General features: G+C 67.7%; 23 protein-coding genes. 6 read left to right on the forward strand and 17 right to left on the reverse strand.

Annotation, left to right across the window (positions count from 1 at the left end; all coding sequences use genetic code 11):
• Window positions 1-433 precede the first annotated feature (433 nt).
• On the forward strand, window positions 434-1,309 hold the full coding sequence (locus ACKY0W_RS12450) for a neutral zinc metallopeptidase (protein ID WP_409434306.1): 876 nt from the start codon (window positions 434-436) through the stop codon (window positions 1,307-1,309).
• Between the two features lie 7 nt (window positions 1,310-1,316).
• Here the strand turns inward: ACKY0W_RS12450 and ACKY0W_RS12455 are convergent, their stop codons facing one another.
• Both ACKY0W_RS12455 and ACKY0W_RS12460 read right to left on the reverse strand, forming a co-directional pair.
• A complete protein-coding gene (locus ACKY0W_RS12455; RefSeq protein ID WP_409434307.1) occupies window positions 1,317-2,189 on the reverse strand; it encodes a dihydrodipicolinate synthase family protein in 873 nt (290 codons plus the stop codon).
• Between the two features lie 13 nt (window positions 2,190-2,202).
• Window positions 2,203-2,988, reverse strand: a complete 786-nt coding sequence (locus ACKY0W_RS12460; protein ID WP_409434308.1) for an aldolase — start codon at window positions 2,986-2,988, stop codon at window positions 2,203-2,205.
• Window positions 2,989-3,071: 83 nt separating this feature from the next.
• On the opposite strand from ACKY0W_RS12460, the gene ACKY0W_RS12465 reads away from it, so the two are divergent.
• Both ACKY0W_RS12465 and ACKY0W_RS12470 read left to right on the forward strand, forming a co-directional pair.
• Complete coding sequence (locus ACKY0W_RS12465) at window positions 3,072-3,593, forward strand: helix-turn-helix domain-containing protein (RefSeq protein WP_409434309.1); 522 nt, start codon at window positions 3,072-3,074, stop codon at window positions 3,591-3,593.
• A complete protein-coding gene (locus ACKY0W_RS12470; RefSeq protein ID WP_409434310.1) occupies window positions 3,590-3,931 on the forward strand; it encodes a gamma-glutamylcyclotransferase family protein in 342 nt (113 codons plus the stop codon). The genes ACKY0W_RS12465 and ACKY0W_RS12470 overlap by 4 nt, the downstream gene beginning before the upstream one ends.
• A gap of 10 nt (window positions 3,932-3,941) precedes the next feature.
• On the opposite strand, the gene ACKY0W_RS12475 is transcribed toward ACKY0W_RS12470, so the two are convergent.
• From ACKY0W_RS12475 to ACKY0W_RS12490, 4 genes are all read right to left on the reverse strand, one after another.
• On the reverse strand, window positions 3,942-4,496 hold the full coding sequence (locus tag ACKY0W_RS12475) for a hypothetical protein (RefSeq protein ID WP_409434311.1): 555 nt from the start codon (window positions 4,494-4,496) through the stop codon (window positions 3,942-3,944).
• Between the two features lie 62 nt (window positions 4,497-4,558).
• Entirely contained in the window at window positions 4,559-5,482 is a 924-nt protein-coding gene (locus ACKY0W_RS12480; RefSeq protein ID WP_409437765.1) for a hypothetical protein, read from the reverse strand.
• Between the two features lie 80 nt (window positions 5,483-5,562).
• Complete coding sequence (gene hisS / locus ACKY0W_RS12485) at window positions 5,563-6,825, reverse strand: histidine--tRNA ligase (protein ID WP_409434312.1); 1,263 nt, start codon at window positions 6,823-6,825, stop codon at window positions 5,563-5,565.
• Window positions 6,822-7,499 carry an MBL fold metallo-hydrolase gene (locus tag ACKY0W_RS12490; protein WP_406781415.1) on the reverse strand — a complete coding sequence of 226 codons (678 nt, stop codon included), beginning with the start codon at window positions 7,497-7,499 and terminating at the stop codon, window positions 6,822-6,824. The genes hisS and ACKY0W_RS12490 overlap by 4 nt, the downstream gene beginning before the upstream one ends.
• A gap of 109 nt (window positions 7,500-7,608) precedes the next feature.
• Here ACKY0W_RS12490 and ACKY0W_RS12495 point away from each other — a divergent pair, with 109 nt between their 5' ends.
• Window positions 7,609-8,496, forward strand: coding sequence for a peptidylprolyl isomerase (locus ACKY0W_RS12495; protein WP_409434313.1), 888 nt, complete (start codon window positions 7,609-7,611; stop codon window positions 8,494-8,496).
• Window positions 8,497-8,594: 98 nt separating this feature from the next.
• Here ACKY0W_RS12495 and ACKY0W_RS12500 read toward each other — a convergent pair whose 3' ends face one another.
• The 6 genes from ACKY0W_RS12500 to yajC all read right to left on the reverse strand — a co-directional run bounded on the left by ACKY0W_RS12500 (window position 8,595) and on the right by yajC (window position 17,046).
• Window positions 8,595-10,913, reverse strand: a complete 2,319-nt coding sequence (locus ACKY0W_RS12500; RefSeq protein WP_409437766.1) for a RelA/SpoT family protein — start codon at window positions 10,911-10,913, stop codon at window positions 8,595-8,597.
• Window positions 10,914-11,042: 129 nt separating this feature from the next.
• Window positions 11,043-11,585: an adenine phosphoribosyltransferase gene (locus ACKY0W_RS12505; RefSeq protein WP_409434314.1), complete on the reverse strand. Its 543-nt coding sequence runs from the start codon at window positions 11,583-11,585 to the stop codon at window positions 11,043-11,045.
• Window positions 11,582-13,240: an ABC transporter substrate-binding protein gene (locus ACKY0W_RS12510; protein WP_409434315.1), complete on the reverse strand. Its 1,659-nt coding sequence runs from the start codon at window positions 13,238-13,240 to the stop codon at window positions 11,582-11,584. The genes ACKY0W_RS12505 and ACKY0W_RS12510 overlap by 4 nt, the downstream gene beginning before the upstream one ends.
• A gap of 6 nt (window positions 13,241-13,246) precedes the next feature.
• Window positions 13,247-14,557 (reverse strand): protein translocase subunit SecF, encoded by a 1,311-nt coding sequence (gene secF, locus ACKY0W_RS12515; RefSeq protein ID WP_409434316.1) that lies wholly within the window; start codon window positions 14,555-14,557, stop codon window positions 13,247-13,249.
• Between the two features lie 4 nt (window positions 14,558-14,561).
• Entirely contained in the window at window positions 14,562-16,544 is a 1,983-nt protein-coding gene (gene secD / locus ACKY0W_RS12520; protein WP_409434317.1) for a protein translocase subunit SecD, read from the reverse strand.
• Window positions 16,545-16,737: 193 nt separating this feature from the next.
• Window positions 16,738-17,046, reverse strand: coding sequence for a preprotein translocase subunit YajC (gene yajC, locus ACKY0W_RS12525; RefSeq protein WP_406759246.1), 309 nt, complete (start codon window positions 17,044-17,046; stop codon window positions 16,738-16,740).
• A 181-nt stretch (window positions 17,047-17,227) separates the two neighbouring features.
• On the opposite strand from yajC, the gene ACKY0W_RS12530 reads away from it, so the two are divergent.
• Together ACKY0W_RS12530 and gabT are read left to right on the forward strand one after the other, a co-directional pair.
• A complete protein-coding gene (locus ACKY0W_RS12530; RefSeq protein WP_406759245.1) occupies window positions 17,228-17,548 on the forward strand; it encodes a hypothetical protein in 321 nt (106 codons plus the stop codon).
• A gap of 41 nt (window positions 17,549-17,589) precedes the next feature.
• The gene (gabT, locus tag ACKY0W_RS12535) at window positions 17,590-18,939 is read left to right on the forward strand and encodes a 4-aminobutyrate--2-oxoglutarate transaminase (RefSeq protein WP_409437767.1); all 1,350 of its coding nucleotides are present in this window, start codon (window positions 17,590-17,592) and stop codon (window positions 18,937-18,939) included.
• 6 nt (window positions 18,940-18,945) lie between these two features.
• Here the strand turns inward: gabT and ruvB are convergent, their stop codons facing one another.
• The 5 genes from ruvB to ACKY0W_RS12560 form a co-directional block, all read right to left on the reverse strand.
• Window positions 18,946-20,007, reverse strand: coding sequence for a Holliday junction branch migration DNA helicase RuvB (gene ruvB / locus ACKY0W_RS12540; RefSeq protein ID WP_409434318.1), 1,062 nt, complete (start codon window positions 20,005-20,007; stop codon window positions 18,946-18,948).
• The gene (ruvA, locus tag ACKY0W_RS12545; protein ID WP_406781411.1) at window positions 20,004-20,594 is read right to left on the reverse strand and encodes a Holliday junction branch migration protein RuvA; all 591 of its coding nucleotides are present in this window, start codon (window positions 20,592-20,594) and stop codon (window positions 20,004-20,006) included. The genes ruvB and ruvA overlap by 4 nt, the downstream gene beginning before the upstream one ends.
• Window positions 20,591-21,148: a crossover junction endodeoxyribonuclease RuvC gene (ruvC, locus tag ACKY0W_RS12550; protein ID WP_409434319.1), complete on the reverse strand. Its 558-nt coding sequence runs from the start codon at window positions 21,146-21,148 to the stop codon at window positions 20,591-20,593. Before ruvC ends, ruvA begins: the two co-directional genes overlap by 4 nt.
• A 105-nt stretch (window positions 21,149-21,253) precedes the next feature.
• The gene (locus ACKY0W_RS12555) at window positions 21,254-22,618 is read right to left on the reverse strand and encodes a DUF2252 domain-containing protein (RefSeq protein WP_409434320.1); all 1,365 of its coding nucleotides are present in this window, start codon (window positions 22,616-22,618) and stop codon (window positions 21,254-21,256) included.
• Window positions 22,619-22,644: 26 nt separating this feature from the next.
• Window positions 22,645-23,454 carry a sulfotransferase family protein gene (locus ACKY0W_RS12560; RefSeq protein WP_409434321.1) on the reverse strand — a complete coding sequence of 270 codons (810 nt, stop codon included), beginning with the start codon at window positions 23,452-23,454 and terminating at the stop codon, window positions 22,645-22,647.
• Window positions 23,455-23,460 lie beyond the last annotated feature (6 nt).

The following is a 23,460-nucleotide window of genomic DNA, read 5'->3' on the forward strand; positions in this document are numbered from 1 at the left end:
TCAATATTTGACGTGCGTCACTCTAGCGGACAGTTGTAATAACGGTCTGATAAAGCTGGGGCGCCCGAGGCGAACGACAACTCGTCGCCGGCGCACCGGCGAGCCCTGCGGGCGCGAGTTGAAACGTTCACCGAGCAGACGACCTCTCTGGAATGTAGGGCAGATAGCTGCGGCGGCCGTCGTAGGAAGCGTCCCATTGCGGCCGGATGCAGAACGTAACACCGCCGCGACCTCGCGGTACAGCGGCGCAACAAACATTCAGTAAAGGTTTGGGATCTGGTCAGACAACGCTGTCTTCACTTAGCCAAGACGTGGGATTTGTCGCGTTCAACCGGGCTCAACCCGGCATCGAGGCGGCTGCCGGTATGCGAAGCTAAGGTGCCCCATAGGTCGGCGGGCCACAGCAACTACGGACAACCCCACGGAGCGTGCAATGACCTTCAACGAAGGTATGCAGATCGATACCAGCACCACCTCCTCAGGCGGTGGCGGGCGTGGGATTGCGATCGGCGGCGGCGTTGCCGGACTGGTGATCCTGGTGGTGGCGCTGTTGCTGGGGGCCGACCCCGGCGAAGTGCTCAGCCAGCAGCCGGTCGATGCGGGCCAGTACACGGCACCGGGCTTCGACCTCGACAAATGCCGTACCGGCAAGGACGCCAACACCTACGTGCAGTGCCGGGTGGTTGCCACGGCCAACTCGGTGGATGCGGTGTGGTCGGACCTGCTGCGCGGCTACACGCGTCCGCGCGTTGAACTGTTCAGCGGACAGACGTCCACCGCGTGCGGGGCGGCCAGCAGTGCGGTCGGACCGTTTTACTGCCCCGCGGACAAGACGGCCTACTTCGATACCGACTTCTTCAAGGTGCTCGTCGACCGGTTCGGCTCCAGTAGCGGGCCACTCGCGCAGGAATACGTGGTCGCCCACGAGTTCGGCCACCACGTGCAGAACCTGCTCGGCGTACTCGGCCGAGCCCAGACCGGCGCGCAGGGCGCAACCGGTGCGGGAGTCCGCACCGAATTGCAGGCCGACTGCTATGCCGGGGTATGGGCGCACTACGCGTCGGTGACCAAACAGGAGAGCACCGGGGTGCCGTTCCTGCAGCCGCTGACCGACCAGGACATCCGCGATGCGCTGTCCGCGGCGTCGTCGGTGGGTGACGACCGCATCCAGCAGGCCGCCACCGGCCGGGTCAATCCGGAGTCCTGGACCCACGGCGCGTCGGCCCAGCGCCAGCACTGGTTCACCGTCGGCTATCAGGCCGGCGACCCCAACCAGTGCGACACCTTCGCCGCCGCTGACCTGGGTTAGCCCCCGGTCACAGCGAAAGTAGCCCGCGCAGCTCGACCCGGCCCGATTCGTCGAGCGGCAGCAGCGGGCGACGCGGTTCCCCGGCCGGCACCCCGAGCATGTCCAACCCGGCTTTCACCGTGGTGGGCAGCCCGCCGGCCACGATGAACTCCAGCAGCGGCTTGAGGTCGTCGTAGAGCTGCTGGGCCTTGTCCAGTTCACCGGCGATGACCGCGGCGTAGAGATCCAGGCATGGCTGCGGACGCAGGTTGGGTGCCGCGGTGCACCAGCCGGCCGCCCCGGCGCGCAGCGCATCGAGCACCAGCGGATTGCTGCCGTTGAAGAACGGCAGCCGCCCGTCGGACAGCGTGGCGATCCGCAGCATCCGGCTCAGATCCCCGGTGGATTCCTTGACCATGTTCACGTGCTCGATGCCCTCGAACATGGCCACCAGCAGCTCTGGGCTCATGTCGATCCCGGAGGTAGCCGGATTGTTGTAGGCCACGATGTCGATGTCGATGGCGTCGGAGACGGCCGCGTAGTGCGCGGTGATCTCGCGGTCGGACAGTTTCCAATACGACACCGGCGAGACCATCACCGCGTCGGCGCCGGCCTGCGCGGCATAGCGGGCGCGGCGAACGGTACGCGCGGTCGTCAGATCCGACACCCCGACCAGCACCGGCAGGCGCCCGGCGACCGCGGCGATGGACGCGTCGACGCAGGCGTCGAACTCGTCCTCATCGAGGTAGGCGAGTTCACCGGTGCTGCCCAGCGGGGCGATGGCATGCACCCCGGCCGTGACGAGCCGGTCGATGACCGTGGTCAGGACCGCGGTATCGATTCCGCCTTCGCGGAACGGCGTCACCGGGTAGCCGATGACTCCATATAACTGTGCTGCCACGTGGGACTCCTTCTTATCGGGTGATCGCGTCGGGGTGGCCGGCCAGAGCCCGGCGGGCGTAATAGGCGAAGTTGGCCTGGCTGCGCTTGGGCAGCAACGTCCAGTCGTGGGCTTCGCGGGCCAGCTTCTCCGGGAGTTCCTTGACGGTCCCGGCGGCCATGGCCGCCAGCTGCAGTGCGGCGGCCCGCTCGATCAGCACCGCCAGCGAACAGGCCTCCTCCACGCTGGCGCCGGCCACGATCTGGCCGTGGTGCGCCAGCAGGATCGCCTTCTTGTCACCGATGGCCTCGGAGATGATCTCGCCCTCCTCGTTTCCGACCGGGACCCCCGGCCACAGCGGCAGGAAAGCACAGTCGTCGTAGAGCGGTGTGGTGTCCATGTGCGAGACGATCAACGGGGTCTCCAGCATCGACAGCGCCGCGACATGAAACGGGTGGGTGTGCACGATGCACTGGACGTCGGGACGGGCCCGGTAGATCCAGCTGTGGAATCGGTTGGCCGGGTTGGCCATCCCCTCACCCTCGATCACGTTGAGGTCTTCGTCGACGAGCAGGAGATTGGCGTCGGTGATCTCGTCGAATCCCAGGCCGAGCCGTTGGGTGTAGTAGGTCCCGGGCGCCTCGGCACGGGCGGTGATCTGTCCGGCCAGGCCGGAGTCATGACCGCGGTCGGACAGCGCGCGGCAGGTCAGCGCCAGTTTCTGGCGCGTGGACCACTGACCTCCGGCGAAGTTCTCCGCGAAACGTTGCTCCGCGCGATGCATCAGGTCGGATTTGGAATCGTCGAACGTGGTGCCCATGGCAGCTCCTCGGTGACGGAAGTAGATGACACGACCATATCCGATAGGACACTTTGTGTCATCTCCTGTGTCATGATGGATGCATGACGCAACTGCTGCGCGCCGTCCGCAAACAGCGAGGCCTCACCCTCGAAGGCCTCGCCGAGCAGACCGGGCTGACCAAGAGCTACCTGTCCAAGATCGAACGCAGTCGCAGCACGCCGTCCATTGCGGTGGCCATCAAGGTGGCGCAGGCCCTGGACGTCGATGTGGCGCAACTGTTCTCCGAGCGCGGCGACGAGGACAAGATCGCCGTGGACCGGGCCGCGGACCGCAGTGAGGATCGGCAGCGCTACCGGGCGATGGCCGTGAACATGCTGGGAAAGTCGATGTCCCCGTTCATGGTTCGCCCCACCCATGAGGCTCATCCCCTGCACGCCCTGCATGACGGTCAGGAGTTCGTGTTCGTCCATGCCGGGACGATCCACCTGGAATACGGCGATGCGACCTGGACGTTGACGGCCGGTGACAGCGCCTACTTCGACGCTTCGATCAGCCACCGCATCCGCACGGTCGGACCGCATCCCGCCGAGGTGCTCGTAATCGCCGAAACCGAAACGCAGTGAGCACCGAACTGCTGTTCTCCTACGGCACCCTGCAGCTACCGGAGGTGCAACGCAGCACGTTCGGGCGCGAAGTCGACGGCCGGCCCGACGCGATCGTCGGCTACACCCTGGACTACGTGACGATCACCGATCCGCACGTGGTGGCCGTCAGTGGCAGCGACCGCCATCCGATCCTGCGTCCGTCAGACGCGCATGACGCGGCTGTCCCTGGCACGGTCTTCGCGATCAGCGCCGCCGACCTGGCGGCCGCCGACGAGTACGAAGTCGATGCCTACCGGCGGATCTCGGTGCCGCTGCGCTCGGGCGCGCAAGCCTGGGTGTACGTGTTCGCCGACTGAGCCGGATCCGTCACCAGGGCCGGGTCGAGCAGGACACTCCGCTGCCGCCCTGCTGCGACACCACCACTTCGCCGTCGACGGCGATCTCGCAGTGGAACTCCGGGTTGATCCGCAAGCCACCGCTGGCGGTGACCAGCGCCCACTGACTCGGATCGGCCAGCGTGGTGGTGTAGACCACCGGTGATCCCCCGCCGATCGGCACCCGAACCGTCTCGAGGTACTCCGAGGAGTTGGCGTTGTAGGCAGCCATGCTGGGCGGGTCGGTCTTGATGTAGGAGATGTTGCCGGTCAGGTCACTGGTGGCGGTGATGGTGTAGGTGACCTCGTGGCCGCCGGTCGCGCTCTTCTTCGGGGCGTCAGCCGACGGTTCGGTCGCGTTCTCCGTGGGGGTGGGCGTCGGCGAGGGTGCCGCATTCTCGGTGGGCGATGCCGCCGGGTTCTCGGTTGGCGATGCTGGGCTGGTCTCCGGGTCCGCAAGTGACGTCGCGTGGCTGGCTGCCACTCCGGCGGCGGCCGTCAGCAGCACCGCCCCGAACTTGACTGTCACGTTCCGCATGATCGTCATACCGCGCCACGCTACCGGAGCGGCACAAGTGCCCGGCCTGCGTTGCCGAGTGTCGGTTTGCGTCACGCCCCGAGGCGCTGGGTGTGCAGTAAGTCGACGTTCAATTCAGTCCCGGTATATCCGGCAGCCCGGAGCGCAGCCCTGACCCGCGCAAGCACCACACCCGGTCGATACCGAAGGAGGTCGCTGCTGACCCGGACGATCACCCAGCCGCGTACGGACAACTCCGCGTAGCGATCGATGTCAGCGGTCCGCTGCCGGGGGTCGGTCCAGTGCTGGGCACCGTCAAATTCCACACCGACCTGGTATTCGGGCCAGCCCATATCAATGCGAGCGAAGGGACGGCCGAAGCCGTCTCGCACGACGATTTGGGTCATCGGGCGAGGGAATCCACCGCGCATCAGCAACAGCCGCGTCCGGGTTTCCTGCGGGGATTCCGCGCCGCCGTCCATCAGCGTGATCGCGCGCCGTAACTGCAACAGGCCGCGAGCACCCCTGTGGCGTTGCGCCAGCGCGGAAACGTCGTCCGCGACCAGCCTCGTCGCATTCGCCAGGGCATCGAGGCGGATGACGGCACCGGTCAGCCCTTTGTTGCGGCCCAGGTCGAAAGCGGTCCGTGCGGCTGTGGTGGTCGGTATCCCTCGGATCAGACATGTCTCGTCGGGTTCCAGCCGCTCGCGATGGATGAGAATCCCCTCGGCGTCAGAGGCGGCCTTCCGGTTCAGTTCCGCCGGCAACCGCGCATCGAGCCACCGTGATCGGTGCAGGGCCGCCGCGGACAAGCCGGCCACCGTCGCCGTCCGGCCCGACCACAGCCAGCCTGCCACCGCACGCGTAACCGGCGTGAGCTCTTGGCCGTTCGGCAGATAGACGTTGCGGTAGATCGACCGATACCGACTGCGTAACGTCCGCCGCGTCACGCTGCCTGTCGCCAACGCCTCAGTGCCGAGGAAGGGCCACGTGGAATCCGGAATGAAGGTCGGCATGGCAGTCACAGTGCCGCCTCGGGCCGTCATCCGAGTGCCGAGTGTCGACTTGTGTCACCCGTTCTGTGGATAACCGTGCATTAAGGCGACATTCGGCGCAGCACCTCGGCGACAACGTCGTCGATCGGCACGTCGACCTGTTCCCCGGTGGCCAGGTTCTTGACGCCCACGGTGCCTGCCTCCAGGTCGCGGTCCCCGGCGACCAGCGCGATGACCGCCCCGGAGCGGTCGGCGGCGCGCATCGCGCCCTTGAGACCGCGGTCCCCGTAAGCCAGGTCCACTCGCACCCCGGTGGCCCGCAACTGCGCGCCGATCACCGCCAGCCGCAGCTTGGCCGCTTCGGACAGACCCACCCCGAACACCTCGCACCGGGCGGTCTGCCCCACGGTCCTGCCTTCGGCGGCCAGCGCGAGCAGGGTGCGGTCCACTCCGAGGCCGAAGCCGATCCCGGACAGGTCTTGTCCACCGAGCTGGCGCATCAGCCCGTCGTAGCGGCCGCCACCACCGATCCCCGACTGCGCGCCCAACCCGTCGTGCACGAATTCGAAAGTGGTCTTGGTGTAGTAGTCCAGGCCGCGCACCATGCGCGGGTTGACCACATACGGCACCCCGAGCGCATCCAGGTGTGCCAACACGGTGTCGAAGTGCGTCCGGGCGGCGTCCGAGAGATGGTCGAGCATGACCGGGGCGTCAGCGGTCATCTCACGCACCTGCGGGCGCTTGTCGTCGAGCACCCGCAACGGGTTGAGCTGCGCGCGCTGGCGGGTGTCCTCGTCGAGGTCGAGCCCGAACAGGAACTGCTGCAGCAGCTCTCGATACGCCGGGCGGCAGGTGTCGTCGCCCAGGGACGTGATCTCCAGCCGGAAACCGTCGAGGCCCAGGGAGCGGAAGCCCGCATCGGCGACGGCGATCACCTCGGCGTCCAGCGCCGGATCGTCCACCCCGATCGCTTCGACCCCGACCTGTTGCAGCTGCCGATAGCGGCCGGCCTGCGGGCGCTCATAACGGAAGAACGGCCCCGAATAGCAGAGCTTGGCCGGCAGCTGACCGCGGTCCAGACCGTGCTCGATCACCGCACGCATCACGCCCGCGGTGCCCTCGGGCCGCAGCGTCACCGAACGCCTCCCGCGATCGGCAAACGTGTACATCTCTTTGGAGACCACGTCGGTGGACTCCCCCACCCCACGGGCGAACAGTGCGGTGTCTTCGAAGATCGGCAGCTCGATATCGCCGTAACCGGCGCGGCGAGCGACCGCCAGCAGTCCGTCACGCACCGCGATGAAGCCGGCCGAGGCCGGCGGAATGTAGTCGGGCACCCCTTTGGGTGCGGCAAACGTGCTCACGCACTGAGCCCTTCCAGGAACGGGTTGTAACGGCGCTCGGCGCCGATGGTGGTCTTGGGTCCGTGGCCGGGCAGCACCACGCATCCGTCGTCAAGACATAGCAGCTTATCGACGATCGAGGTCAGCAGATCGCGGCCGCTGCCGCCAGGCAGGTCGGTGCGGCCGACCGAATTCTGAAACAGGGTGTCGCCGCTGAACACCACCTCGGCCGCATCACCTTCGACCCGGAAGACCACCGAACCGCGGGTATGCCCGGGTGTGTGGTCGACGGTGACGGTGGTGTCGCCCAGGCCGATCTTGTCACCGTCGCGATCCAGTTCGATCAGCTGCCTGGGCTCGGAGAACATCGCCTTGCTCAGCACACCGAACAACGCCTGCCCGGGCACCGTGCCGAGCGAGCGCAGCGGGTCGGTGAGCATGAATCGGTCCTCGGGGTGAATGTAGGTAGGACAGCCGTAGGTGTCGGAGACCTTCTGTGCCGACCAGATGTGGTCGATGTGGCCGTGCGTGAGCAGCACCGCCGACGGCGTCAGCCGATTCTCGTCGAGAACACGACGCAGCCGGGTCATCGCACGCTGCCCGGGGTCGACGACGATCGCGTCCGAGCCCTGCCGCTGCGCCAGCACGTAGCAGTTGCACGCCAGCATCCCAGCGGGGAATCCGGTGACCAACACGCCGACCAGTTTCCCATTGCACGCCCGGTCGGCGGTGACGCGGGCCGCGCAGGCGCGCTCTGGCAGACTTGAGGGCCGACTCAGTCAGCGAGCCAGGAGGTTCCCGCCGGTGCCCACGAATTCAGAGCGGCGTGCCGCCGCCAAGCGCAATCTGGACCAACAGGTGCAGCAACGTGCCGAGGCAGCCCGCAAGCAGCGCCGACTGCTGATGATCGTCGGCGCCGTGGCGGCGGTGCTGCTGATCGCCGGGGTGGTGTTCGTCGTGCTGCGCGACAACGATCCGGGCAACGTCAACGCGGGCGGCTCGTCAGAATCGAGCACCTCAGAGTCCGCGGACTCCTCCGCAGCACCGGCGGGGGCAGCGGGTCAGCTGCCGAAGTTCACCGCATCGCCTCAGCTGGGCGCCGACTGCCAGTACCCCAAGGCGCGTCCGGCCACCAAGCCCGTCGAGCCGCCGCGGTCCGGCAAGGTCCCGACGGACCCGGCCGAGGTCAGCGTCTCGATGATGACCGACCAGGGCCCCATCGGATTGATGCTCACCAACGCCCAATCCCCTTGCACCGTCAACAGCTTTATCAGCCTGGCGGCCAAGGACTTCTTCTCCGGCACTCAGTGCCACCGGCTCACCACGTCGCCGATGCTGAGCGTGCTGCAATGCGGGGATCCCGCCGGCGACGGCACCGGCGGCCCGGGCTACGAGTTCGACAACGAATACCCCACCGACCAGTACTCCTTGGGTGACCGGGCCGCTCAGCAGCCCGTCACCTACCCCCGCGGCACGGTGGCGATGGCCAACGCCGGCCCCGGCACCAACGGCAGCCAGTTCTTCCTGGTCTACAAGGACTCGATGCTGCCGCCGCAGTACACCGTGTTCGGCAAGATCCAGGACGACGGTCTGGCCACCCTGGACAAGATAGCCGCGGCCGGCGTGCAGGGCGGCGGCGAAGACGGCCCGCCGGCCACCAAGGTGACCGTCAAGTCGGTGCGGGCCGACTAGCCGGGCCAGCCCCGTCTGCCGCGAGCGTGCGCGTCTGTACAAGACACGCCGTCGTCACGCGTACGACTGCGCACGCTCGCTGCGGGTTTGGAGCCCGGTCAGGCCGCTGACGTCACCCGGTAGACGTCGTAGACGCCCTCGACGTTGCGGACCACGTTGAGCAGGTGGCCCAGGTGCTTGGGGTCGCCCATCTCGAAGGTGAACCGGCTGATCGCTACCCGGTCGCGTGAGGTGGTGACCGAGGCCGACAAGATGTTGACCTTCTCGTCGGCGAGCACCTTGGTGATGTCCGACAGCAGCCGGTGCCGGTCCAGTGCCTCGACCTGGATGGCGACCAGGAACACCGAGGAGGGCGACGGCGCCCATTTGACCTCGATGATCCGTTCGTCCTGTTGGCGCAGCGCGTCGGCATTGGTGCAGTCGGTTCGGTGTACCGACACCCCGCCGCCGCGGGTGACGAAACCCATGATCTCGTCGCCGGGCACCGGGGTGCAGCACTTGGCCAGTTTGGTCAGCACCCCGGTGGCGCCGGGCACCGCGACACCCACGTCGTCGGTGTGGCGCTCGCGGCGCGGGATGGTCAGCGGCGTGGAACGCTCGGCCAGGTCGTCCTCGGCCTGGTCCACGCCGCCGAGCTGGGCCACCAGCCGTTGCACGACGTGGTGCGCCGAGATGTGGTTCTCGCCGACCGCGGTATAGAGCGCGGACACATCGCTGTAGTGCAGTTCGCGGGCCACCGCCGCCATCGACTCGCCGTTGACCAGGCGTTGCAGCGGCAAACCCGCCCGGCGCACCTCGCGGGCCATCGCGTCCTTGCCGGACTCCAGGGCCTCCTCACGCCGCTCCTTGGCGAACCACTGGCGGATTTTGGCCTTGGCCCGCGGCGACACCACGAACTGCTGCCAGTCCCGCGACGGCCCGGCGTTCTGTGCTTTCGAGGTGAAAACCTCGACCACTTCCCCGTTCTCGAGCTTGCGCTCCAACGCCACCAGCCGGCCGTTGACCCGCGCACCGATACAGCGGTGACCGACCTCGGTGTGCACGGCGTAGGCGAAGTCCACCGGCGTGGAGCCGGTGGGCAGTGTGATCACGTCGCCCTTGGGGGTGAACACGAAGATCTCTTTGACCGCCAGGTCGTAACGCAGCGACTCGAGGAACTCGCCCGGGTCGGCCGCCTCCCGCTGCCAGTCCAGCAGCTGGCGCATCCAGGCCATGTCGTCGATCTCGGCGGCGGTGTTCAGGTGCGGAACACCGTTGCGGCCCTTGGCCTCTTTGTAACGCCAGTGCGCGGCGATGCCGTATTCGGCGGTGCGGTGCATCTCCCGGGTGCGGATCTGGATCTCCAGCGGCTTGCCCTCCGGGCCGATCACCGTGGTGTGCAGCGACTGGTAGACCCCGTAGCGCGGCTGGGCGATGTAGTCCTTGAACCGGCCGGCCATCGGCTGCCACAGCGAGTGCACGACGCCGACCGCGGCGTAGCAGTCCCGGATCTCGTCGCACAGGATCCGCAGTCCCACCAGGTCGTAGATGTCGTCGAAGTCGCGGCCGCGCACGATCATCTTCTGATAGATCGACCAGTAGTGCTTGGGTCGGCCCTCGACGGTCGCGGTGATCTTCGACTTCGCCAGCGTGTTGACGATCTCGGCGCGCACCTTGGCCAGGTAGGTGTCGCGGGACGGCGCGCGGTCGGCCACCAGCCGCACGATCTCCTCGTAGCGCTTGGGGTGCAGGATCGCGAATGACAGATCCTCGAGCTCCCATTTGACGTTCGCCATACCGAGCCGATGTGCCAGCGGCGCAATGACTTCGAGTGTCTCGCGCGCCTTGCGGGCCTGCTTTTCGGGCGCCAGGAAGCGGATGGTGCGCATGTTGTGCAGCCGGTCGGCGACCTTGATCACCAGCACCCGGGGGTCACGCGCCATCGCGATGACCATCTTGCGGATGGTCTCGGCCTCGGCGGCGGTGCCCAGCACCACCTTGTCCAGCTTGGTCACCCCGTCGACCAGGTGAGCAACCTCGTCACCGAACTCGGCACCCAGCGCGGTCAGGGTGTAGCCGGTGTCCTCGACGGTGTCGTGCAGCAGCGCGGCCACCAGCGTGATGGTGTCCATGCCCAGCTCGGCCAGGATGGTGGCGACAGCCACCGGGTGGGTGATGTACGGATCCCCCGAATGACGCAGCTGGGAGGCGTGCCGCTGCTCGGCGACCTCGTAGGCACGTTGGAGCAGTGCCAGGTTGGCTTTGGGATAGTACTGCCGGTGCACCGCCACCAGCGGCTCCAGCACCGGGCTCAGCGCACCGCGTTGGGCGGTGATACGCCGGGCGATCCGGGCCCGCACCCGCCGGGAGGCGCTGGTCGGGACCTTCAGCAGATCGGTGCGCTCGGAGGGCGCGTCCTGGGCAACCGCCTCCGACACCGCCGCCGGCTGGCTGGCGTCAGCGCTGTACCGCTCGGGGCCTGAACCCTGATCTGAGCGTTGTTCAGGGCCCTGCTCCAAGCCTTGTTCAGGGCCCACTGTGTTCACCTCCGACCACGAGAATATCGACTAAATCAGGTGCAGGCTGGCCAGCTGCAACGGCGCCACGGCGGCGCGTCCGCCCAGCCCCGCCAGCTCCAGCACCACTGCCGCCGCAACCACCTCGGCTCCTGCCCGACACAGCAAACGTTGCGTCGCGGCCAGGGTACCGCCGGTGGCCAGCACGTCGTCGAGGATCACCACCCGGCGCCCGGCCAGCTCGAGCCCGTCGGCCGGTATCTCCAGCACGGCGCTGCCGTACTCGAGCTGATAGCGCTCCGAGAGCACCGGCGGCGGCAGCTTGCCGCCTTTGCGGACCGCCAGCGCACCAACCCCTAGCCGGTCGGCGACCGCCCCGGCCAGCAGAAATCCCCTCGCGTCGATACCGGCCACCAGATCCGCACCGGCGGCGGCCCGAGCCAGCGCATCGGTGACCGCGGCCAGTCCCGCCGCGTCGGCGAAGACCGGGGTCAGGTCCTTGAAAGCGATTCCCGGCGTGGGAAAGTCCGCGACCTCGCGGATGAGCGACGCGATGATCTCACCGGCGCCTGCCGCAGGCCCGGCCTGATTCACTGTTGCAGCTCCCAGCGGTCCATGTTCCAGCCCGCGCCCCACCGGGTGGGGTTGGCAGCGACGCCGTAGGTCTTCTTCGACGACAACAGGGTCCGTTGCTGGCGGTACAGCGGCAGCGTCGGCATATCGGCCCACAACACCGGAGCGCTCTCGCCGAGCAGCCGGACCATCTCCGCGGGATCGGCGGTGACAGCCAGCGCGGAGACGACGCCGTCGATCTGGTCGTTGTGGTAACCGGACAGGTTGTTGCCGTTGCCGCTGAACAACTCGTAGGCGTCCACCACCGACGATCCGCTCGACCCGCTACCGGTAGATCCCCCGGTGCTGGCGAGCAACACGTCGATCTGTCCTTCCCGCAGTGCCAGCGGGCCGATGCTGTCGGAGGCCACCTCGGTGACGGTGATGCCGGCAGGCGCGCATGAGCTGGTGATCGCCCCGATCACCGCGGCCAGCCGAGTGTTGGGACCGCGGTAGCCGATGCGCACCGTCAATGGCTTCCCGCCCAGCGCGTCGCGGGCGGCATCGGGGTTTGCCCGAGCGAACTGTTCGGCCTCGGGCACGTTCTCGGCCTGGTCGAATGCGTCGTCCATGGCGGTGTTGAGCCGGGAATTGACCACCGGGACCCCCGCATCGCGGGCGATGATGTCGCGCGGGGTGCACCAGGCCACCGCTCGGCGCGCGGGAGTCTCCGACAGCGGGCCGGACGGGGCGAAGATGAGCTGCTCGATCCCGCCCGAGGGACTGTCACTGCTCTGGTAGTCGTCCGGGGTGATCAGCGACCCCGCGGATCCGGTCGCCACGTCGACGACCTCGATGACGCGTTTGTTGACCCGGTCGGCGATGTCGGCGGTCTGCGGCCACACCGTGATCCTCTTGGTGACCGGCTTGGCACCCCACCACAGGTCGTTGGCCACCAGTACCACGGCGCCACCTTCGAGCACCGAGTCGATCTTGTAGGGCCCCGACGACGGGAAGTGCCGCAGGTCAGCGTCGCGGCCGAGCTGCCAGGTGGTGTTCCAGGCCTGCGCGATCTTGGCGATAACCTCGTCGGCGGGCCCGAGCTTGCCCAGCACGGCGTCGGTGGTGTTCACACCGAGCTTGTCGGCGATGATGTGCGACGGCATCATCGAGGTCGCGGTGAACAGTTCCTCGTAGTCGACGATGTTGCGGTCGGCGAAGAACGACACCCGCGCCTTCTTCTCACCGGGTTGGCACTCGATGTTCTCGATGTCGAGGTAGCCGGCTCGGCTTGCGGCGTCGAAACCCGGGAAGCGGCCCGACTGGGCCGCCCAGGCCAGCACCAGGTCGTCACAGGTGATGGGTTTGCCGTCGGAGTACACCGCCGCGTCGGCGATCTGATAGTCCAGCACCAGCGGGGCGCGGCCCACCACGGAGATGCTGCCGAAGTCGTGGTCGGTGACGATCTGGCCGTCCGGACCGTGGTAGCCGAAGCCGATCAGGGTGCGGGAGAACGCCTGCGGTCCTGCCGACGCCGCACCGGCCACGGTGGTGCTGTTGTAAGTGATCAGACCGCCGTCGACGGCGTAGTCGATCTGATCGACGGTGGCACTGGTGCACGCCGACACCGACCAGGCGCCGAGGCCGGTGATGATCGCCACCACCCACGCCGCAGCGTGCCGACAGCGGGCCGCCATCGCCGGTTACCGACCGGCGCCCGGCTTGCCGGTCGGACGCTGGCTGCGCCGGCTGGTGGGGCGGACCGGCTTTGCGCCGGGAGCCGGGGCGCCCGACGCGGTCGCCGCCGCGCCCTCATCTCCGCCGGCAACGGTGTCTTCGGTGCCTTCGAGGTCCTCCGCGACGTCCGTGCCGGCCGCTGCCGCTTTCGAACCGGCCGCGGCGTTGCGCCGCCGCATCACCCGGCGGGTGTGGTTCTGCACCAGCTCGGTGCGCTCCCGCAGGCTGACCAGCAGCGGAGTGGCCAGGTAGATCGACGAATAGGTGCCGACCACAACACCGACCAACTGCACCAGCGCGAGGTCCTGCAGCGTCCCCACACCCAGCAGCCACACGGCGACCACCATCAGCGACATGATCGGCAACGCCGAGATCAGGCTGGTGTTGATCGATCGCATGAAGGTCTGGTTGATGGCCAGGTTGGCCTGTTCGGCGTAAGTCAGCTTGGGTTTGTGCTCGAAGCCGCTGGTGTTCTCCTCCACCTTGTCGAACACGATGACGGTGTCATAGATGGAGAACCCGAGAATGGTCAACAGTCCGATGACAGTGGCCGGCGTGACCTCGAATCCGACCAGCGAATACACCCCAGCGGTGACGAGGATGTCGAAGACCATCGAGATCATCGCCGAGATGGTCATGTACCACTCGTAGCGCACGGTGATGTACAGCGACGCCAGGAGCAGGAACACCACCAGCGCGATCACGGCCTTCTGGGTGATCTGCCCGCCCCAGGTCTCCGAGACCGCCGAGTCACTGATCGCCTGTTTGCTCGCCTCACCGTTCGGGCCGACGGGCTGGAACGCGTCGAACAGGTCGTCGCGCAGCTTCTCGGTCTGCTCGTTGGTGAGCGTCTCGGCACGGATCTGCACCGTCGCCGAGTTGCCGTTGCCGACCACGACCACCGATTCGGGGCTGCTGCCGACGCTCTTGCGGAACACCTCTTCGACCTGGGTGACGCTGGTGTCGCCGCGCGGGAACGACACTTTGGTGCCGCCGGCGAAGTCGATTCCGAAGGTGAAGCCGCGGATCAGGATACTGACGATGGCGATGGCGACCATGGCACCGCTGACCGCGTACCACAGCCGCCGCTTGCCGATGACCTCGAATGCGCCGGTGCCGGTGTAGAGCCGTGACAGGAAACTGTGCTTCGGCGCCTTGGTGCTTCCCGCGGTCTTGCGAGGCTTCGCCTCCACGGCGCTGCGGCTCTTGGTGAGTTCGCCGGCGGCGGCGTCGGTTTTCGCGGCTTTCGTGCCGCTACTGGTGCTCGGTTTGGCCATCTGGCTATCCCTGTTCCGTCGACTGGGCGGTTACCCGCGTGCGCGCTTTGGCCCCGGACTTGCCGCCCGTTGCGCCTCCCGATTTGGCGACCGCCCGCCGCTCGCGCGCGACCTGCTGAACCGCGCCGAGGCCGTTGTAGGACGGCTTGGCCAGCGTCGGCGACTTCGACGCCAGGTAGACCAGTGGCCAGGTCACCAGGAACACCACCACCAGGTCCAGGATCGTGGTCAGACCCAGGGTGAATGCGAAGCCCTTCACCTGGCCGACCGCCAGGAAGTAGAGCACCGCCGCAGCAAGGAAAGTGACCGCGTTGCCGGAGACGATCGTCTTGCGGGCGCGCGCCCACCCGCGCGGCACCGCCGAGCGGAACGATTTGCCCTCGCGGATCTCGTCCTTGATGCGTTCGAAGAACACCACGAACGAGTCGGCGGTGGTCCCGATACCGATGATCAGACCAGCGATACCGGCCAGGTCGAGCGTGTAGTTGATGTAGCGACCCAGCAATATCAGGATCGCGTACACCATGGCTCCGGCCACCACCAGTGACAATGCGGTCAGCACGCCGAGGACGCGGTAGTAGAGCAGCGAGTAGATCAGCACCAGTGCCAGACCGATCGCACCGGCGATCAGACCCGCCTTCAGCGACGTCATTCCCAGTGTGGCCGAGACGGTTTCGGCTTCGGAGGCCTCAAACGACAGCGGCAGCGATCCGTACTTCAAGACGTTGGCCAGCTGGCGCGCACCGTCCTGGGTGAATCCCGGCGAACCACCGGTGATCTGGGTGCGGCCGCCCGGGATGGCTTCCTGGATCTGCGGCGCGCTGACCACCTGCGAGTCCAGGGTGAACGCGGTCTGGGTGCCGATGTGGGCGGCGGTGAAGTCTGCCCAGGTGTCGGCCGCGCCGCTCTTGAACTGCACCTGGACGATGTTGGCGCCGCTGCGCTGGTCCATGCCCGAGCTGGCGTCGGCGATCTGGTCGCCGCTGATGATCGACGGCGCCAACAGGTAGGCCGTCTGCTGGTCTTGCGAACAGGTCACCAGTGGCAGGTCCGGGTCGTCGTTGCCGGCGAGGATGTCTTCCTTGTCGCACCGTCCGGCCTGGATCTGCAGAGCCAGCGCCTGGACCACCTTGTTGTCGCTCTGGCGCAACCGCTTCTCGGCGGCGATGCGGGCGGCCAAGCCCTGGGCCTGATCCCCCTGGCCAGGCAACCCGGGCAGACCCGGCAGGCCAGGCAGCCCCGGCAAGGCGGGCATCTGGGGACCGGCCCCGGGCGCCTCGGCAGGCGATCCGGGCGCCGTGGGCGCCGGAACAGTCGAGGTGCCGGGCGTGGCGGTGTCGCTGGTGTTTTCGGAGTCGGGGCTCGAAGAGGTGGTCCCCGGGGTCGGGGTCGGCTCCTGCGGGAAGGGCCGCGGCTGGGCCGGCGGAGTCAGCGGCTGCTGCGGGACGGACCCGCCGGCGCCCGGAGGCAGACCAGGAACACCACCACCGCCAAGACCCGGAGGCAGACCAGGAACACCACCACCGGCGCCGGGCGGCAAGCCTGGGACGCCGGGCATGCCGCCACCACCGAGGCCGGGCATCCGGGCAGCTGCCTGAGCTTCCTGCACCGACACACCGTTGATCACCGGGCGGATGTAGAGCCGGGCCGTCTGGCCGAGAGTCCGGGCCTCGTTGCCGTCGCTGCCCGGCACCGTGATGACCAGGTTGTTGCCGTCGATGATCACTTCAGAGCCCGACACACCGAGTCCGTTGACCCGGGCGCTGATGATCTGTTGCGCCTGGTTGAGCGCGTCACGGGTCGGCGTGGAGCCATCCGGAGTACGCGCGGTGAGCGTCACGCGAGTGCCGCCCTGCAGGTCGATACCGAGTTTGGGTTCGGCGAGCTTGTTTCCGGTCAGGAATACCAGCAGGTAGACGCCGATGAGCAATGCCAGGAACACCGCCAGGTTGCGGGCAGGGTGCACCGGCGCCGAAGGCGATGCCACGTTGTTGAGTCTCCTTCGCTCATTGCGCAATGCGCTCTCGTGATCGTCGAGGCTGGCCCGTGCGCGGGCCGCCCGCAGCGATCAGTACCACTGCACCCGCAAAAGGGTACGTGCCCGGCTGGCCGGGACGATCGTTGGGCGGGCGTTCCGCGCGTCGGGCGTGTCAGCCGGCCAGCCCGAAGGCGGCGAGCCGCTATGCGCCTTCGACGGCCTCTTCGACTGCGGCCTCGGCCGTCAGCTCTTCGGGCTCGATCTTGTCGCGCACTGCCAGCTTCATCCAGGTGGTCACCACACCGTCCGCGATCTCCAGGTCGACGTCGTCGTCAGTGATGCGGGTGATGGTGCCCTGCAGCCCCGAGGTGGTGTGCACCCGGTCGCCCACCTGCAACGATTCATGCAGGTCGATGGTGGCCTGCATCGCACGCTTCTGCCGGCGCGAGGCGAAGAACATAAACGCACCCATGACAAGGAGCAGCGGCAGGAAGGCAACCATGTTTTCCATGACGACAACCGATCTTTCGACTTGTTCGAATGAGTCTTCGGCACCGGACCACTTGAGGTGTGGCGGGCCACTGTGATGACAACAGTGTGCCACTGAGTCCGGCGACCGTGCTTCGGTACCGCCGTCCACCCCCTAGGCTGTCGGTGACAGGGGGTCAGGATTCTCAAGGGAAAGTTGGCCGATGAAAAATTTCGCGTGTGGTCTGGCGACCGCCGTTGCCCTGGCAGCGGCGCCCCTGGCGGTGGGAGCGATCGCCATGCCCGCCATCGGATCCGCGGAGCCGCTCGCCTGCCCCGGCGGACAGTACTGGGAGCCGAGCACCAACAGCTGCATGCCGCTCGGCCAAGGCCCGACGCCGCTCGCCTGCCCCGGCGGACAGTACTGGGAGCCGAGCACCAATACCTGCATGCCGCTCGGCCAAGGCCCGACGCCGCTGGACTGCCCGCCCGGCGAATATTGGCAGCCCTTCGGCAACGCGTGTCGGCCACTCGGCCAGATCTGAGCCGCGGAAAGCACCGCTAAGGAGGCCCGCCCCACATGTCAGTGCCGCCGCTGCTGCAGAGCCGTCACTTGGCCACCGAGATCCCCGGGCCCGGCTCGGTACAGCTGGCGCGCCGGCGCGCGACGGCCGTGGCCCGCGGGGTGGGCAGCACGCTGCCGGTGTACGCGGCTCGGGCCGGCGGCGGCATCGTGGAAGACGTCGACGGCAATCGACTGATCGACCTGGGCTCGGGGATCGCGGTGACCACCGTGGGCAACTCCGCGCCGCGGGTGGTGGACGCGGTGCAGCAGCAGGTCGCCGAGTTCACCCACACCTGTTTCATGGTGACGCCCTACGAGGGCTATGTGGCCGTCGCTGAAGCGCTGAACCGGATCACCCCGGGTCAATTCGAGAAGCGATCGGTACTGCTCAACTCCGGCGCCGAGGCCCTGGAGAACGCCGTCAAGATCGCCCGGTCCTACACGCACAAAACCGCGGTGGCGGCGTTCGACCACGGCTACCACGGCCGCACCAATCTGACGATGGCGCTCACCGCCAAGTCCATGCCCTACAAGAGCGGATTCGGCCCGTTCGCTCCCGACATCTATCGCGCGCCGGCGTCCTACCCCTACCGCGACAGCCTGATCGACAAAGAATTGGGCAGCGACGGGGAACGGGCTGCCGATCGGGCGATCGGCGTCCTGGAGAACCAGATCGGCGCCCACAATCTGGCCGCGCTGGTGATCGAACCGATTCAGGGCGAGGGCGGATTCATCGTTCCGGCACCCGGCTTTCTGCCCACGTTGCTGGCCTGGTGCCGCGACAACAACGTGGTTTTCATCGCCGACGAGGTACAGACGGGCTTCGCGCGGACGGGGGCGATGTTCGCCTGTGACCATGAGGGCCCGACCGGGATGGCGCCGGACCTGATCTGCACCGCCAAGGGAATCGGCGGGGGCCTGCCGTTGGCGGCGGTGACGGGGCGCGCCGACATCATGGACGCCCCGCACGTCAGCGGGCTGGGAGGCACATTCGGTGGCAATCCGGTGGCCTGCGCCGCAGCGTTGGGGGCATTGGCCGCCGTCGAGGCGGACGACCTGGTGGGCCGGGCCCGGCAGATCGAGCGCCTTGTCTTCGAACGGCTGGGCCGGTTGCAAGCCGACGACGACCGCATCGGCGATGTGCGAGGCCGCGGCGCCATGATCGCCGTCGAGCTGGTGCGGCCCGACACGAGCGAGCCGGACCCGGACCTGACCAGCGCCCTGGCGGCGGCATGTCACCGGGCGGGTGTGATCGTGTTGACCTGCGGAACGTTCGGCAATGTGGTGCGACTGTTGCCGCCGCTGACCATCAGCGACGCCCTGCTGTCGGAAGGTTTGGACGTGCTGGCGGCCGAGCTGGGCAAGCTGTAGCCCGACCTACTCGAACAACCCCTGTTGGCCCAATCCCCCGGCCCCTGCCGGGGGCACCATACCCAGGTGCGTCCAAGCCGCCGGCGTCGCGACGCGACCCCGCGGAGTGCGCGCGACCATCCCGGCGCGTACCAGGAACGGCTCGCAGACCTCTTCGACGGTGGCAGCTTCCTCCCCCACCGCGACCGCCAGCGTGGAGACCCCGACCGGGCCGCCGCCGAAGCTTCGGGTCAGCGCCGAGAGCACCGCGCGGTCCAGTCGGTCCAGGCCCAGCTCGTCGACGTCGTAGACCGCCAGTGCGGCTTTGGCGACGTCGCGGGTGATCACCCCGTCGGCGCGGACCTCGGCGTAGTCACGCACCCGGCGCAGCAATCGGTTGGCGATGCGCGGCGTACCGCGGGAGCGCCGCGCGACCTCTGCAGCCGCTTCGGCCCCCAGTTCGATTCCGAGGATCTTCGCCGAGCGTGCCAGCACCCGCTGCAGTTCGGCCGGCTCGTAGAAGTCCATGTGCGCGGTGAAGCCGAACCGGTCGCGCAGCGGGCCGGTCAGCGCACCGGATCGAGTCGTCGCGCCGACCAGGGTGAACGGCGCCACTTCCAGTGGAATCGACGTCGCCCCAGGGCCTTTCCCGACGACCACGTCGACCCGGAAGTCCTCCATCGCCAGGTAGAGCATCTCCTCGGCCGGGCGGGCGATGCGGTGGATCTCGTCGATGAACAGCACGTCGTGCTCGACCAGATTCGACAACATCGCTGCCAGGTCCCCCGCACGTTCGAGCGCCGGCCCGGAGGTCACCCGCAACGAGCTGCCCAGTTCGCTGGCGATGATCATCGCCAGCGACGTCTTGCCCAGCCCTGGCGGACCGGACAGCAAGATGTGATCGGGTGTGCCGCCGCGGTTCTTGGCGCCCTCGATCACCAGCTGCAACTGCTCGCGTACCCGCGGCTGCCCGATGAACTCGGCCAGACTGCGCGGGCGCAGCCCGGCGTCGATGTCTCCCTCGCCGACGGTCAGCGCCGGGGACACCTCACGGTCTTCAAGATCACCGGGTTCACCGGATTGGCTCACTTGGTCTTCCCCAGTCGGCTCAGCGCGGTACGCAGCACTTCGGAGGTGGTCGCGTCGGGAGCGTCGGCCAGCACCTTGTCGGTGGTCTCTTCGGCCTGCTTGGCGGCAAAACCGAGACCGATCAGGGCTTCGATCACTGGAGCGCGCACCGCGTGACCGCCGAACACGGCGCCGTCGGATGCGGTCACCGCACCGATCTTGTCGCGCAGTTCCAATACCAGCCGCTCGGCCCCGCGCTTGCCGATCCCGGGCACCCGGGTCAATGCGGTGACGTCCCCGTCTCCGAGCGCCCGGCGCAGGGTGGCCGCGTCATAGACCGCCAGAGTCGCCAGGGCGATCTTGGGCCCAATACCCGAGACCCCGATCAGCGTGAGGAACAGATCGCGTGCCTCACCGTCGGGGAATCCGTAAAGGGTCATCGAGTCTTCCCGCACGATCATCGCGGTGATCAACCGGGATTCGCTGCCGCGGCGCAGCGTCGACAGAGTCGCCGGCGTGGCCATCAGCTTGTAGCCGACCCCGGCCGCCTCGACCACGGCATGGTCCAACGCGATATCGATGACCTCGCCACGTACCGACGCGATCATGCCCGGGCCGTCTTGAGCTTGGCGGTGTACTTACGCCGCTGTTCGGCGGCCAGTGCCTCGGCTGCGGCCATTCGGGCGATCATCGGGGCCCGCCAGCAATGGCAGATCGCGAGCGCCAGCGCATCCGCGGCGTCGGCGGGTGTCGGCTTCTGCTGTAGCCCGAGGATGCGGGTGATCATCGTCGTCACCTGTGCCTTGTCGGCCGAACCGTTGCCGGTCACCGCGGCTTTGACCTCGCTGGGGGTGTGAAAATGCACGGTGATGCCGCGGCGGGCGGCCTGCAGCGCGATCACGCCGCCGGCCTGCGCGGTGCCCATCACGGTGGAGACGTTCTGCTGGGCGAACACGCGCTCGATCGCGATGACGTCGGGGCGGTGGGTATCGAGCCAGTGCTCGGCGGTGTCACTGATGGTCAGCAGCCGTTGCGGCAGCGGCTGATCGGCCGGGGTGCGCACCACATCGACATCCAAAGCGGTGACCTGACGGCCCTGCCCGCCTTCGACCACCGACAGACCGCACCGCGTCAGTCCAGGGTCGACGCCCATCACCCGCATCGGAATCCTCTCCAGTACCGAACAACTGTTCGACAGTCTAGAGGGGGCAGCTGACACCGGCGGGCGCGACACGCTGCCGCCGCGCCCTCTCCCCCGGCCCGATCATCACGCGACGGTGATCCGGCCGCTGTCCGCGGCGGTCTGCAGCGCCTCGTAGTCGCACTGGTTCTGTTCGGCGTACGCCAAGGCGAACCGGGTCAGCGCCCGGTCGGCGTTATCTCCCTTGCCGAGATAGGCCGCGATCGCGACCCGGTCGCCAGAACGACTGTGCGCCCGGGCAAGCGCATGCCCGCACGCCTGCACATAGGCGGTCAGCACCTTGGGGCTCATCGATTCGACGTCGGCGGATCCCTTCATGTCCCACAGTTGACGCACGTAGTAGTCGCCATGGTGCCCGTCGGGGCCGATGGCGTGCAGCCAGCCCAGCAGGACGTCGCTGGTGGCCTGCATCAGCCGCTGCCCCGCCACGACACGCTCACCGGCATTGGAATATCGGCTGCGCTTGAGGTGGGCTTCCAACACCGAGGTGCGTGCCTCCTTGACCTGCATGAGCAGCGGGTCTGCGCTGCCGACGCCCTCAAACAGCACGATCCAGGTTCGGGTTCCGACGCTGCCGACACCGACCACCTTGCGGGCCACCTCCACGTAGCGGAATCGCCGTGCGAGCACCCGCCGGTCATCGGGAAGGCTGGAAACGTAGTCCTTGATCAGTTTCCGCATGTACTTGTTGTAGAGCTGCGCCACGGCGTCGCTGACCAAGTCGCCGGCCGGCACGATCAGGGGCGGATCGCTGATCAAGCGCAGGCGGCCGTTTTGCGACCAGGTGAGTTTGTCGACGGCCTGCTGCCGTCCGCGGGAAAGCGCACCGACCGCGGTACGCCGGATAGCCTTGGCGTAGACCGGTTCCACGGCGGCCAGCAGTTCGGAGTCGATGACCGATTGCGCGTACCAGACATCGAGCTCGCCTAGCCGGGCCAGTTCACGCATCTGAGTGCGGTAGGCCTCGACGCAGGCCGATACGACCGATTCCTGCTTGGCGCGGCCGAATCCTCTGCTGCGGCATAGGACCGCTGCGCTGGCCCCCAACCGTTTGACGTCCCACTCCCACGGTCCGGGCAGCGTCTCATCGAAATCATTGAGGTCGAACATCAGCTGTCGCTCCGGGGAGGCGAACATCCCGAAGTTCGACAGGTGCGCATCCCCGCACAACTGTGCCTGTAGTCCGGTGTGCGGGCCCGCGGCGAGGTCGGCCGCCATGATCACCGCCGAGCCCCGGAAGAAGGCATACGGCGACGCCAACATGCGGGCGTATCGGATCGGCACCAGCTCCGGTACTCGGGTTCTGGATTGCGATTCCAGCAGCGCTACCGGATCGGGGCGCCGCGGCGACGGCACATACTCCCCGAGCCCGGACCGCGGCAGCGCCTTCCGTCGGGACCTGCCAAGCTCTTGCCGCTCCCTCGCCGACACGGCGTCAGTTTAGAACCGTTGTTCGGCTAAACCACCCGCAAACCAGCGGGTACGGCCCGCGGGTCGCGCCAGAACGCGTCGTGAATAAACCGATTGAACAAGTCCGGCGGCAGTATCGACTCCCGGGGCGTGGCCCGGACCTCGCCGTGCACGGTGTGCAAGCCCGGCGTGCCGGCCCGTTCATCGAAGTCGGTGACGTCGTAGTCGACATGAGCGAAGTCGTGATCGAACACCGGCTCGCCGATGAAGTCGTAGATGGCCCGCATGGTGGTCGCCGGGTCGGTCGTCAGCGTCTCGTACTGCACGACCAGCAGCCGGTCCCGCTCCGCGCCGTAACAAGCCTGTTTGAGCATGTCGTACGGGGCCCCGACCATTCCGTCCTGCGCCACAATCTCGTTGGCGCGGGTGTAGACAGTGCCGCCGGGGTTGAAGCCGAAGATCGACGACGGGGTGAACACGTTGCGCTGGATCAATCGTTCGATGCTGTCGACCACCCACTGCAGCTCGCGTACGCAGGCGATGATCTTGGCGTTCGGGAACAGTCGCGAGACCGCGGGCATCCAGCCGCACCACGCCCGATTGGTATCGAAGGTGACCTCGGCGGCGCAATCGGCATAAAAACTCTCGAACAGGCCGCGCAAGATCCGTTCCCGCTTCGCGTCGTCGATGAACACCGAGAACTCGTTGCGGGCGCTCATCTCGCCGAGCAGCGCGCCGAACAACCCTGCCAACGGACCCGACATCCCGGCCTCAAAGCGCGGGTTCTGCCGCAGGAGCGCGGCCAGCAGGGTCGAACCTGAGCGCGGCAGACCGGAGATGAAATGGATGGTCGACAACGACGT

This window comes from Mycobacterium sp. SMC-14 (genome assembly GCF_046250075.1).
In the GTDB taxonomy this organism is placed as follows: domain Bacteria; phylum Actinomycetota; class Actinomycetes; order Mycobacteriales; family Mycobacteriaceae; genus Mycobacterium.

Excerpts from the sequence above, each read along its gene's own strand:
- ACKY0W_RS12450 (WP_409434306.1), top strand. The coding sequence starts at position 434 with ATGACCTTCAACGAAGGTATGCAGATCGATACCAGCACCACCTCCTCA.
- ACKY0W_RS12460 (WP_409434308.1), bottom strand. The coding sequence starts at position 2,988 with ATGGGCACCACGTTCGACGATTCCAAATCCGACCTGATGCATCGCGCG.
- ACKY0W_RS12465 (WP_409434309.1), top strand. The coding sequence starts at position 3,072 with ATGACGCAACTGCTGCGCGCCGTCCGCAAACAGCGAGGCCTCACCCTC.
- ACKY0W_RS12475 (WP_409434311.1), bottom strand. The coding sequence starts at position 4,496 with ATGACGATCATGCGGAACGTGACAGTCAAGTTCGGGGCGGTGCTGCTG.
- ACKY0W_RS12480 (WP_409437765.1), bottom strand. The coding sequence starts at position 5,482 with ATGCCGACCTTCATTCCGGATTCCACGTGGCCCTTCCTCGGCACTGAG.
- ACKY0W_RS12510 (WP_409434315.1), bottom strand. The coding sequence starts at position 13,240 with ATGGCGGCCCGCTGTCGGCACGCTGCGGCGTGGGTGGTGGCGATCATC.
- secF (WP_409434316.1), bottom strand. The coding sequence starts at position 14,557 with ATGGCCAAACCGAGCACCAGTAGCGGCACGAAAGCCGCGAAAACCGAC.
- yajC (WP_406759246.1), bottom strand. The coding sequence starts at position 17,046 with ATGGAAAACATGGTTGCCTTCCTGCCGCTGCTCCTTGTCATGGGTGCG.
- ACKY0W_RS12530 (WP_406759245.1), top strand. The coding sequence starts at position 17,228 with ATGAAAAATTTCGCGTGTGGTCTGGCGACCGCCGTTGCCCTGGCAGCG.
- ruvA (WP_406781411.1), bottom strand. The coding sequence starts at position 20,594 with ATGATCGCGTCGGTACGTGGCGAGGTCATCGATATCGCGTTGGACCAT.
- ruvC (WP_409434319.1), bottom strand. The coding sequence starts at position 21,148 with ATGCGGGTGATGGGCGTCGACCCTGGACTGACGCGGTGCGGTCTGTCG.